Genomic DNA, 12,211 nt, shown 5'->3' on the forward strand with positions numbered 1-12,211 from the left:
GGTCCGCTGCCAGCCTGCCCGAGCGCGCCGCCCACGGACACCGGGGTATGCCGTGTGCTTCCTCACGCTCCCGGGCGGGCTTCCGCGTCCGGCTCGTCCGGTGGTCCGGTGCCTGATCCGGTCACCCGCGGCACGTCACCGGTGTCGGAGAGCGTCGGCCGCCCCACGGACCGCGACCCAGTCGTGCGCGAGGCCGCGGCAGCCGGCCGCGGCGGCTCCCCCGTGCGCTTGGCCTGGATGAGGCCCGCGAAGTAGGTGCCCATCGCCACGCCCGCCGCCAGGGCCAGCCCGGTGCCGAAGGCCTGCGCGAGCGTCGTGAGTCCGGAGGGTACGCCGGTCTCGTCGGGACGCGTGACGATCTCGCTGATGCCTTGGTAGGCAAGGCGACCCGGGAGCAGCGGCACGATCGCAGCGGTCGTGACCGCGAGCGCCGAGAAGCCGAGGTGGCGGGCCACGACCCGCGACAGGAAGCCGACCGTCGCAGCCGCGATGGCGGAGGCGGTGATCGTGCCGATGCCGACCTGCTCACCGAGCGCGAGCGCGAGCCACCCCAGCGCCCCGGCGACGCCGGCGGCCACGACGATGCGGCCGCGCGCATACGACATGACGGCGAAGGCGGCAGAGATGACGACGGCGCAGGCGACCTGGAGGGCGACCGCGTCGGTGAGGTCGGTCTGCGACGTGATGGCGATCGGGAAGCCGAGCCGCTGGCCGAAGGAGAGCACCGTCGAGACCCCGACGGCGATGCCGAGCGTGAGCACGATGACCTCGAAGGCCCGCGCACCAGCCGTGACGTAGTAGCCCTCCAGCGCGTCCTCGGCGGCGCCCACGACCGACAGCCCGGACAGCAGCAGCACGATGCCCGACGCCACGACGAGCGAGGGCGACACGTCGCCGATGACGGTGATGCCGTGCGACTGGAGCACGACGACGAGCGTCGCCACGAGCGTCGGGATGGCCGCACCGACGCTCTGGGCGAAGAACGACGCCACCCCCGCGCTCGCGAGCCACGACATGACGCGACCGACGACGAGCGCCGTGACGAAGCTGACGAGCACGATGAACGGTCCGGCGCCGACGAGTGCGGCGGCACCGGCGGCGAGCACCCCACCCGCCACGGTGACGAGCCAGCGACGGTAGGGGTGGGGGGAGGACACGACCCCGTCGAAGCGCACGCGAGCCTCGTCGACGGGCAGCGTCTCGTGGGTCAGCGCGACGATGAGCTCGCGCAGGCGCTCGAGCCGGGTGAAGTCCTGGCTCCGGAAGGGCACGATGCGCAGCACCGTCATCGGGTCGGCGTGCGGCCCGCGGTGGTAGGACACGGTGAGGGAGGTGTAGGTGACGTCGACGTGGACGGAGCTCAGCCCGTAGGCCCTGGTGAGCATGAGCACGGTCGCGGTCACGTCGGCGGCGGAGGCGCCCGTGGCGAGCATCGCCACCCCGGCACGCATCGCGAGGTCGATGACCGCCTGAGCGGTGTCGCGGTCGACCCTGTCAGGGGTGGTCCACATCTGGATCTCGTCGGTGGGCGGCCCGCTCGGCCGCATCGCCCGGCGCGTGCTCGACCGCAACGAGGGCAGCGCGCGGCGCGCTCCCATCGGCCGGGTCGGTCGGTCCTTGCGCGCCACACCGAGACTGTATGCCGCCCTGCCGACGCGACGTGGCCGACCCTCTCGTCCCACCTGCCACACCACTCAAACCCGCTTCGGTGGCCGGGCTGCTTCGTGACACCATGGCCGGGTGAGCAGCGAAGAGCAGAAGACCTCCCCGAGCCGCAAGCGCCCGACGACCGACGAGTTCCGGGCGTTCGTCGCCACCGGCTGGGCCCCGCGCAGCACGGCGGTGACGCCGCGGTCCGACGCGGCCGACTGGGCGGCCAAGCGCCGCGAGGCCATCAGCGCGGCGTTCCCCGGTGACCGGCTCGTCGTACCTGCGGGCGGCCTCAAGGTGCGCAGCAACGACACCGACTACGTCTTCCGTCCGCACAGCGCCTTCGCCCACCTCACCGGCCTCGGCAGCGACCGTGAGCCCGACGCGGTCCTCGTGCTCGAGCCCCGGCGCGGCGACGACGCCCCGGCCGGTCACGACGCCGTCGTCTACTTCCGCCCGCTCGCCGACCGCGACACCGAAGAGTTCTTCGGCGACTCGCGCTATGGCGAGTTCTGGGTCGGCGCCCGCCCCACGCTCGAGGACGTCGAGTCCGAGCTCGGGGTCACGGCGCGGCACATCGACGAGTTCGGTGAGGCCGTGGCCAAGGACGCCGGTGCCCTCACCGTGCGCGTCGTGCGCGACGCCGACCCCGAGGTGGCGGCGCTCGTCGACCGCGCCCGGCAGGCCGCCGCTGCGGCATCCGACACCCAGCAGGCCGATGTGCACGCCGAGCAGGCGCGTGAGGCCGACGACGAGCTCTCCGCAGCGCTGTCCCTCCTGCGCATGGTCAAGGACGAGTGGGAGATCGAGCAGATGCGCTCGGCCGTCGACGGCACCCACCGTGGCTTCGACGCCGTCATCGCCGACCTGCCCGAGGCCGTGCGGCGTGGCCGCGGCGAGCGCTGGGTCGAGGGCGTCTTCGGCCTGCACGCCCGCCACCACGGCAACGGCGTCGGCTACGACTCGATCTGCGCCAGCGGCGACCACGCCAACACGCTGCACTGGATCAAGAACACCGGCGACATCCGCGACGGCGACCTGCTGCTGCTCGACGCCGGCGTCGAGGTCGACTCGCTCTTCACCGCCGACATCACCCGCACCCTTCCCGTCAGCGGCACCTTCACCGACGCCCAGCGCCAGATCTACGACGCCGTGTATGCCGCCCAGGAGGCGGGCATCGCCGCCTGCAAGCCCGGCAACAAGTTCAGCGACGTCCACGCCGCCGCGATCCGCGTCATCGCCGAGCACCTGCACGCCTGGGGCCTGCTGCCCGAGGGCATCGACGTCGAGGCGACCCTCGACGCCGACCACGGGCAGTACCACCGTCGCTGGATGGTGCACGGCACGAGCCACCACCTCGGCATCGACGTGCACGACTGCGCGCTCGCGACGCGAGAGCAGTACAACGACGCGGTGCTCGAGCCCGGCATGATCCTCACCGTCGAGCCGGGCCTCTACTTCAAGGCCGACGACGAGCTCGTCCCGGCGCAGTTCCGCGGCAACGGCGTGCGCATCGAGGACGACGTGCTGATCACGGCCGACGGGTGCGAGAACCTCTCCGCCGCGATGCCGCGCACGAGCGCCGACGTCGAGGCGTGGATCGCCCGCACCTGGGCCGACCGCAGCGCCTGAGCCGCGGCGGCACGGTCCGATCGCGGCCGGCTCACGGCGCGCTCAGGGCCGGCTCAGGGCGAGGAGACCGACCCGTCGGGGTCCGGCCCCGGGATCGGCGGGCTCCACGGCTCGACGAGGGCGACAAGTGCGCCGGCATCGGCTGACTCGACGCCACTCCCGAGCACTCCCGGGCGGCACCCGGGGTCCACGCTGATGCGCACGGCGGGCCCGGCGGCATACCGCAGCACCAGCGAGAAGCGCGCGTCACTCGCGCCGCCCGACCCCTCGCAGACGTGGTCGGTGGGCTGCGTCGGCAGGGAGCGCAGCAGCTCGACGACCTGGCCGCTGCGCGACGCGTCGAGCGGCGTGGCCTGCCAGGAGCTCTGTGCGTCGAGCCGGCACACGGTCACGAGCGGACTCCCCACCGGCGCCAGGGTGCGGTCATCGTCGAGGCGCCCCAGCCCGCTTGCGTCACAGGGCTTTCCGTCAGGCAGTGCCTGCCCGGAGAGCGTGGCCGCGAGCGGCACCCCGACGGGGTCACCGGTGACGAAGTCGCCGTTCGTGCCGCGGGAGCACGCGTTGGCGTCGGCCTGTGCGCCCACCCACACGATGGCGTCGCCATACGTGGCACCGACGAGGTATGCCGTCTCGTCGCCGGCCATCATCGTGCAGGCCCGCTCCTGCCCGTTCCACCGAGCCGCCCAGGTCAGCAGGTCGACGACCGCCCGGCGCTGCGTCGGGTCGGGCACGACCCGCTGCGACAGGGCGAAGGGCGCGGTGAGCGGGGTCGCGGCCTCGAGCCGCATCGTCGGGTAGGCGCAGACGACGAGCGTCGACGGGTCGCGCTCGGGCAGCAGTCGGGCAGCACCGTCGACCCCCTGCGGCTTCTCCGGGACCGTCATGCCCGCGGCTGAGTCGAGCGCTGCGGGGCAGTCGAGGGCGCCGTCGGCCGCAATGGGCTGCGACGTCAGCGGACGCAGCGGGCCGGTCGTGACGGCGGGCAGGGTCGTCGGGGTGTCACCCGAGCCGCCCGGCGCGCTCTGGCCGCAGGCCGCGAGCAGGAGCGCAGCCGCAACGGCCACGGCGCCCGCCCGGAGCGAGGTGAGGGGTGCGAGCGAGCGACAAGCGGGGTGAGCCGTGGACATGAGAAACCTCCCTGTGACGATCCTCTATCAGGGAGGACCCGTCGCGGGGAGGTTCCGTTGCACCTTGCGGTGCGCGAGATGTCGCGAGGTGTCGTGAGGTGTCGCGAGGTCAGACGCCCGGGGGACGGTAGGGGTCGCTCGGCGTGGCCGGCGGCGCGCTCGTGGTCGGGGGCGCGGTCGTGGTCGAGGCCAGTCCGGCCTCGGCGAGGATCTGACGGCCCTGCTGGGCGAACTTGTGCTCGCAGAAGACCTCGTAGCGGGTGGCGACCACCTGGGTGACCGACGAGAAGTCGCGCTGGCCCCGCGTGAAGGCGTAGCCGGCCGCGGCCCAGACGACGCCGAAGAGTGCGCCCCAGAGGGCCGCGAACAGCAGCAGCCCGAACGTGCTCTCCGGCCGGCCGAAGAGCGAGAGGATGAGGCCGACGAAGACACCCAGCCACACACCCGACAGCAGGCCGCCGAGCACGACGCGCCCCCAGGTCAGCCTGGCGGTGACGCGCTCGATCTGCTTGAGGTCCGTGCCGACGATGAGGACGTTCTGCACGGGGAAGTCCTTGTCGGACAGGACGTCGACAGCCTTCTGGGCATCCTCGTACTTCTCGAAGACGCCGAGGGAGATCGGATAGTCGAGGGAGAGCGTGGCGAAGCCGGGCCGTCCCCCTGCTCGGTTTGGTTGCAGGCTCATGGCCTCATCCTCGCATCCCCGCGGCATCACCTCGTGGAGGTGGCGCCTCAACCCTTGAGCTTGTAGTCCTCGACGAGGCGGCGACCGATGATCATCCGCTGGATGTCGGCGGTGCCCTCGCCGATGAGCAGCATCGGCGCCTCGCGGTAGAGGCGCTCGATCTCGTACTCCTTGGAGTAGCCGTAGCCGCCGTGGATGCGGAAGCTGTCCTCGACCACCTGTGAGCAGTACTCGGACGCAAGGTACTTCGCCATGCCGGCCTCGAGGTCGTTGCGCTGGCCGGAGTCCTTCTTGCGCGCGGCCTTGACCATCATCTCGTGGGCGGCCTCGACCTTGACGGCCATGTCGGCGAGCCGGAAGAGCACCGCCTGGTGGTCCACGATCTTCTTGCCGAAGGTCTCACGCTGCTGCGCGTAGGACACGCCGAGCTCGAATGCCCTTCTCGCGACACCACATCCGCGCGCGGCGACGTTGACGCGGCCGACCTCGACACCGTCCATCATCTGGTAGAAGCCCTTGCCGGGCTCGCCGCCGAGTATCTGCGCGTCCGTCGTGCGGTGGCCGTCGAGGATCAGCTCGGTCGTGTCGACGCCCTTGTAGCCCATCTTCTCGATCTTGCCGGGCACCGTGACGCCCTGGGCGGTCTCGCCGAAGCCGGACTCCTTGTCGATGAGGAAGGTCGTCATGTTGCGATAGACCGAGTTCGCCCCGGTGTCGGACTTGACGAGCACCGCGACGAGGTTGGCCGAGCCGCCGTTGGTCAGCCACATCTTCTGGCCGGTGATGGACCAGCCGGCGTCCTCGCCCTCGCCCGTGCGCACAGCCTTGGTCTTGATCGCGGAGACGTCGGAGCCGCAGCCGGGCTCGCTCATCGAGAAGGCGCCGCGGATCTCGCCCGTGGCCATCTTGGGCAGGTAGCGCTGCTTCTGCTCGTCGGTGCCGTGCTGCAGGATCATGTAGGCGACGATGAAGTGCGTGTTGATGATGCCGCTGACGCTCATCCAGCCGCGCGCGATCTCCTCGACGCACAGGGCGTAGGTCAGCAGCGACTCCCCCAGGCCGCCGTACTCCTCCGGGATCATCAGCCCGAAGATCCCCATCTCCTTCATGCCGTCGACGATCGCCTGCGGGTACTCGTCCTTGTGCTCGAGCTCCATCGCGACGGGGATGATCTGCTCCTCGACGAACTCGCGCACGAGCTTGATCAGCTCGGTCTGCTCCTCGGTGAGGCCGTCGGTCTGCTGCAGTCGGGACATGCCTGGATCGCCACCTTGCGTCGGGCTGGGGTCAACGGGGTCGACCGAGGTCAACTCCGCCGAGTATGCCTGCGCTCAGCGCCGTCGGTCAGTGCCCGTGCGTGTGAGCGTGGACACCTGTGGTCTGGGTCACCGACAGCGCAGCCCCTGCATCGGGAGGCCTCCGCAGGCTGCGCTCACCATCGCTGCCCGAAGGAGGTCTTCTTCGCCTTGAGGGGACCCTCGAGCGTCGACCTCTGGGTGAACTCCTCCGCCTTGAGACCCGCGGTCACGGCCTTGTGGAGGTCGGTGCGGGTGCTCGTGGGGCTCTCCTTGAGGGCCTTGAGGAAGAGGTACGTGAAGGCACCGTTGGGCCGGCCGCCGTCGAACTGGGCGTCGGACGCGGTCTGGTCGGGCCGGCAGGCGGCGAAAAGCACCGGCTTGGCCGTCGCGCCGCGCGACTTCACGAGGGACATCAGGGCCTTGCGCTCGACCACCTCCGGGTGGGCGGCCCGGATCTCGCGGGCCTTGGCGAGGGCCCTCGCCGTCGGCGGGGGCAGGTAGCGGGGACGTCGTCCACGCAGCAGGTCGCGCTGGATGTCGTCGAGGTCGCGGGTGCCGGAACCGCTGTGGCAGGTGTCGAGGAGCACCTCGACGAGGACGCCCTCCGGAGCCGACGCGAAGAGATCTCGCAGCTCGTCGTCGACGATGACCGACCCGCGGTCCCAGCCCTCGGCGCCGACCGTGATCTCCCAGCACGCGAAGGCCTCGTCGAGACCGTCGGGCTCGTCGTCCCCCGCGGCCTCGGTGCCGGGGAGGTTGGGCACCTGCGTGCCGTGGGAGGAGTAGCTGAAGAACACCTCGTCTCCCGGCTTGGACTTGCGCACCATGGCGGTCAGTGCCGTCATGATCGCCTCCTTGGTGGCTTCGGCGTCGTGCAGCACCGTGATGTTGCGCGACGTGAAGCCGTTCTTCTTCAGCATGGCTGCGATGTCGTCGGCGTCGTTGACGCACCCGTTCAGCCAGCTGCTCTGGGGCAGCGTCTCGAACTCGTTGATCCCCACGCACAGGGCTCTGCTGGTCATGGCTCGTCCTCTCCTCGGTGTGGCTGGGCTGGTCGGTGGCTGGTCGGTGGCTGGTCGGTAGCTGGTTGGTGGTCTGGGTGGTGCGAGCTGATGCGTGCCGAGCTAGTCCGGCTCGGTCGCCAGCACGGCGTCGGGGCGGGCGTAGACGACGTAGGCCAGCCAGGTCTCGTCGCCGGCTGCGCGTGCCACGGCCCGCGCCCGGGCGCTGGCCCGCGCGACGGTCGCGCCCTTCAGCAGCTCGTCGTAGAGTGCCTCGACGAAGGTGCGCGAGGGCTCGTCGCGCACCGACCACAGGCACGAGACGAAGGCCGAGGCCCCCGCGTCGAGGAAGGCCTTGGCAAAGCCCCCGACCGTGGAGAGCTGGGTGCCCGACTGACCGACCTCGCAGGCGTTGAGGACGACGACGGGACCGACCTCGCCCTTGCGGGTCCATTTCGCGTTGGCGCTCACGTTGGTGGCCGAGAGGAACTCCTGCATGTCCTGGCCGTCACGCCGGTTGGCCGCCAGGAGGATGCGCGCGTCCTCGATCGTCGCCGCGTCGGCCGCACCGTGGCCGGCGAAGTGCAGCAGGTCGAAGCCTCCGCTGCGCAGCAGGGCGCGCACGGCCCGCGGCGTCGGGCGGATCGGGGTCGCCCCGAAGCGCTGCTCGAGGAAGTGCGCCTCCTGCTCCGGACCGGCGAGGCTGAAGGCGGGATCCTCGTAGACAGGGCACAGCGAGCGGGCGCGACCGGGACGCACGCGCAGGTGCTGCGGGGGCACCCGGTCGAAGTGCCAGCGCACGAGCCCGCCCTGGGCGAGGAAGCGCGGCTCCTGCTCCCGCTCTCCCCGAGGTGGCTTGAGGTGGACGATCTCCCAGGGCATGTAGGGCTCGTCGGTGAGGACGAGCAGGTTCTTCAGCTTGTCACGCCGCTCCCAGAGGAACTCCTGCATGTCCTCGGGGAAGAGTCGCTCGAAGAAGTCGACACCGATGTCCTGGACGTCGGAGAAGCGCTCCTCGTCGCTGAGGTGCGGGTTGCGCCAGATGCCCGCGATCTGTGCGATGCGCTTGGCGGCGAACTGCTCGCTGCGGCTCAGGGGCAGCGACTCGAAGTGCCGGACCCTCGCCCGCGGCGTCGCCCGGATGGCGTACTGGTAGACGACACGCCCCCCGGTGACCCGCCGCTCGAAGATCTCGAGGACGGGCAACCGCTCGAGACCGGTCGCGTCGATGCCGAAAGCTCCGTCGGCCCGCGCCCGGGCAGAGGCGGTCAGGGGCATCACTCCGACTCGACCCGCCGCTGTCGCCTCGCCCTCGAGCGTGAGGTTGGCGATCGGCACCCACCCCTGGCGGGCGACGACGGTGATGCGCACCGGGCCCGGTTCGAGGGCCTGGGCGGTGAACTGGGCGTCGCTGGTCCAGTCGCCCTGCGGCAGGCCGAGCGTCCTGCTGTCCTCACCCACGATGCGTGCGTTCTGCTTGCCGACGACCTGGACGCTGACCGGCCGTGCGGCATCCACCTGCACAGCGGCATTGACGGACACCGTGCCGTGACTGGCCTCGATCGCCCCGGTGCCGAGTCGCACGCGGACGGTGAAGTCCTGCTCGGGGAGCACCGTGGCAGGCATCTCGGCCGCCAGCCGACCCGGACTGGTGCCACCAGAAGCGACGGGCTCCGGCGATGCTGTCCTCGTCGCCGGCGCCCTCCTGGTCCCCTTCTTCGCAGCCGCCTTGGGAGCGCCCGGCTTCGTCGCACTCTTCTTCGTCGTGGCCGTGGTCGGACGTGGCGCTCCATTGGTGGGCGCTGGCCGGGTGGGCGCGCGGGTGCCGAGCCCGGGGAGGGCGGGTGGACGAGACGCAGCCAGGATCGGCGGCCGTGGCGGGGCGTGGCCGGACGGCGCCTCGAGCGCAACTTCCGAGAGCCCGACGTCGTCGCCCGCCGACACGACGCGATCGCCGCGCGACCCGAGGGGCCCGTCGTCGACGTCATCAGGGACGGTCTGGGGAGGCGCCTCGGCCGCGGCCTCCGCCCCTCCGCCAGCGCCCATGCCCAGCGGCAGCCAGCCGGCGATCGCCTCGATGACGCGCAGCTGGCTGAAGTAGTTGGTGTGGTACACCTCGTCGTTCGTGCCGAACGCGAGAGAGTCCTTGACGTAGCCACCGGACGCCGGACCGATGGCGGACATCGAGGCGGTGTCGACGACGAGGTCGTTGTCTCCCTCGAAGAGCCCGTCGACGAAACCCTCCCCGAGCCGCACGACGAGCTCCTTGGGGAACTCCGGCGGCCGATGGCTCCCGTCGCCCAGGCTGACGTGGAAGTTGGACGACACGACGTGCCAGCTCGTGCCGGGACCTGGCTGGCCGGGCTGCTCCCCGTTGAGCTCCGTGACAAAGGGTCCGCCGGGGATCATCGCGGCGAGGCCGGGCACGTCGTCGCCCTCCGCGGCGTAGGACACGAGGTGCTTCACGAGCGCCCCGATGCCCCGCACGACGCCTCCGACCACGGCTGCGACGGGCGCCCCGCCCGGCACGAGGGCGAGGCCGGCGGCACCCACGGTGACGAGGTTGGTGTAGAGGTCGACGAGGTCGTGCCAGCGGGCCGGGTCGGCCAGGTGGGTGCCACCGTGGGTCGAGGCCACGAAGATGACGTTGTCGACGGCTGCCGGCCAGTTCGACTGCGGCAGCACGGCTTCCACGAAGGACCGGGTCACGAGACCGCCGCGGCTGTGGGTGATGATGTCGATCGTCAGGTCGGTGCCAGGGTGCTGACGCCGCAGCTCGACCAGCAGGTCCTCGGCATTCTGTCGGGGATCGACGCTGAGGGTCCGGTGGTCGTAGCCGATGACGGCGTCATAGGCAGACAGCACCGTCGGGAGGAACCCCTCGGTGCCCGGCACGAGTCCCATCGGAGCGAAGGCGCCCACGGTCGAGGAGAAGGTGCCGTGCACGAGCAGGAGCAGGCGCACCGGTCGGCCGACCGGCAACGGCAGGGTGGCCCCGTCAACAAGGGGCTGCCAGGACGCAGCCGACGGTCCGGCGACGTGGACGAGTCCCGGTCGCACGGGCTCCTCGAGCCTGCGCACGACACGACCGACGACGACCGGCACGGCGAAGCGCAGCACGATCGCCTGCACCGCGCCGTGCACCAGATCGCCCAGCAGCCCACGGTCGTGGGGCTGCTCGGCGGTCAGGGCGCGCGTCCGACGGCTGGCTCGCGCGGCCGATGCGCTCGGTCTCCGAGGCTGCACAGCGATCTCGAAGGTCAGGGTGCGGGGCTCCAGCGACCGGGTCCCGCCGGTGGGGCGCGCGGGCAGGTGCCACGAGTAGACCCCGTTACGCTCGAGCAGCACCACGGCGTCGTCACCCGGCGCGACGTCGACGTCGACGCTGACCGTTCCGCGGCGGTTGGCAGGACCGGGAGACTCGAGGTCCCTGCTCCGTCGTGGGGTGAGGTCGATGCGGTCGACGACGTCGAAGTCCTGCTCCGCCAGGGCCGCGAGGAGCGCCGATTTCGCTGCGGCACGGCCGGTTCCGTCGCCCAGGTCTCGTTCGCCCCGGTCACGGCCTTCGGTCGCGTCGTAGCTGCCGGGGGTGCGCACGCGCACCGCTCCCCCACCAAAGGACGCGGACGGCATACCTCGCTCCCCTCCGACAGACCCACGACGGTTCGTCTCCTGCCACCGTAGAGCCGCGGACGAGGGCAGTGATACGAATTGCCCGAAGTGACGGCGCGAGGGACGCGGATATTCGGTTGCACCTCGAGCCCGTGGTCCGGCATCGTCATGGACGAACGCGGATCCACCAGGAGCCGCACCGGAACCCCAAGGAGGGTGACATGTCGACAACGGTCCCGGGCCTACCAGCCCACATCACTTCTTCCTTGGAGTTCCCTTGTCATTCAACGCATTTCACGACGACGAGGACCTGCGTCCTCATCTGAACCACGGACGGCCGTCCGGGCTCGAGACCGAGTCCTTCGCCGTCGACTCCCAGCCCGACGCGCCTCCCGAGGGTGAGCGCTGGTCGAGCTGGGACGGTGCGACCCACGGACCGAAGCCGCGCCCCGACTGGGTCATCACCGACCTCGGAGCGGTCGAGAGCGATCTCGGCGTGCTCAAGACGGGCAAGGAAGCCGACGTGCACCTCGTGCGTCGGTGGGTGCCCGACGACCCGGGACGCGACATCCTGATGGCCGGCAAGCGCTACCGGTCGAGCAAGCACCGGATGTTCCACCGCGACTCTGGCTACCTCGAGGGGCGCCGGGTGCGGAAGTCGCGCGAGACCCGGGCCATGCGCACCCGCACCTCGTTCGGCAAGGAGCTGATCAGCGGGCTCTGGGCGTTTGCGGAGTTCGAGACGCTCGGGCGCCTCTGGGACGAGGGCCTGCCGGTGCCCTACCCGGTGCAGCTGGCCGACGACGAGATGCTGATGGAGTTCATCGGCAGCTCGGACGGCATCGCGGCGCCACGCCTGTCGCAGTGCCGTCCGGAGGCCGACGTGCTGCCGGTGCTCTTCGAGCAGCTGCGGGAGTCGATGGTCCGCCTGGCCGAGCTCGGCTGGGCCCATGGCGACCTCTCGCCCTACAACGTGCTCCTCGAGGGCGAGGGTGACGCGGCCCGCCTCGTCATCATCGACTGGCCGCAGATCGTCGACGTCATCGGCAACCCGCACGGCCCGGAGTTCCTCGAGCGCGACGCGCGCAACATGGCGCAGTGGTTCACGAGGCGGGGATATGCCGTCGACGACGGCCTGCTCTTCGGTGACCTCATGGCCGCGGCCACGTCACGCTGGTAGCCGGCGGGAGCCACGACGCTGGTGGG

The 12,211-nt window shown here is 71.2% G+C and carries 8 protein-coding genes; 2 read left to right on the forward strand and 6 right to left on the reverse strand.

What is annotated here, in order from left to right; translation table 11 throughout:
- Positions 1-62 precede the first annotated feature (62 nt).
- The gene (locus tag LG278_RS15755; RefSeq protein WP_404388313.1) at positions 63-1,628 is read right to left on the reverse strand and encodes a threonine/serine exporter ThrE family protein; all 1,566 of its coding nucleotides are present in this window, start codon (positions 1,626-1,628) and stop codon (positions 63-65) included.
- A 112-nt stretch (positions 1,629-1,740) separates the two neighbouring features.
- Here LG278_RS15755 and LG278_RS15760 point away from each other — a divergent pair, with 112 nt between their 5' ends.
- Entirely contained in the window at positions 1,741-3,282 is a 1,542-nt protein-coding gene (locus LG278_RS15760; RefSeq protein ID WP_404388314.1) for an aminopeptidase P family protein, read from the forward strand.
- Between the two features lie 53 nt (positions 3,283-3,335).
- Here LG278_RS15760 and LG278_RS15765 read toward each other — a convergent pair whose 3' ends face one another.
- From LG278_RS15765 to LG278_RS15785, 5 genes are all read right to left on the reverse strand, one after another.
- On the reverse strand, positions 3,336-4,409 hold the full coding sequence (locus LG278_RS15765; RefSeq protein ID WP_404388316.1) for a hypothetical protein: 1,074 nt from the start codon (positions 4,407-4,409) through the stop codon (positions 3,336-3,338).
- Between the two features lie 109 nt (positions 4,410-4,518).
- Complete coding sequence (locus tag LG278_RS15770; RefSeq protein WP_404388317.1) at positions 4,519-5,094, reverse strand: general stress protein; 576 nt, start codon at positions 5,092-5,094, stop codon at positions 4,519-4,521.
- Positions 5,095-5,141: 47 nt separating this feature from the next.
- On the reverse strand, positions 5,142-6,350 hold the full coding sequence (locus tag LG278_RS15775; protein WP_404388319.1) for an acyl-CoA dehydrogenase family protein: 1,209 nt from the start codon (positions 6,348-6,350) through the stop codon (positions 5,142-5,144).
- 176 nt (positions 6,351-6,526) lie between these two features.
- Positions 6,527-7,414, reverse strand: coding sequence for a caspase domain-containing protein (locus tag LG278_RS15780; RefSeq protein WP_404388320.1), 888 nt, complete (start codon positions 7,412-7,414; stop codon positions 6,527-6,529).
- Positions 7,415-7,516: 102 nt separating this feature from the next.
- Positions 7,517-11,026, reverse strand: a complete 3,510-nt coding sequence (locus LG278_RS15785) for a CHAT domain-containing protein (RefSeq protein WP_404388321.1) — start codon at positions 11,024-11,026, stop codon at positions 7,517-7,519.
- Positions 11,027-11,282: 256 nt separating this feature from the next.
- Between LG278_RS15785 and LG278_RS15790 the strand changes: the two genes are divergently transcribed.
- Positions 11,283-12,185: a serine protein kinase RIO gene (locus LG278_RS15790; protein WP_404388323.1), complete on the forward strand. Its 903-nt coding sequence runs from the start codon at positions 11,283-11,285 to the stop codon at positions 12,183-12,185.
- Positions 12,186-12,211 lie beyond the last annotated feature (26 nt).

It is taken from the genome of Humibacillus xanthopallidus (assembly GCF_044793955.1).
Lineage (GTDB): Bacteria > Actinomycetota > Actinomycetes > Actinomycetales > Dermatophilaceae > Humibacillus > Humibacillus xanthopallidus_C.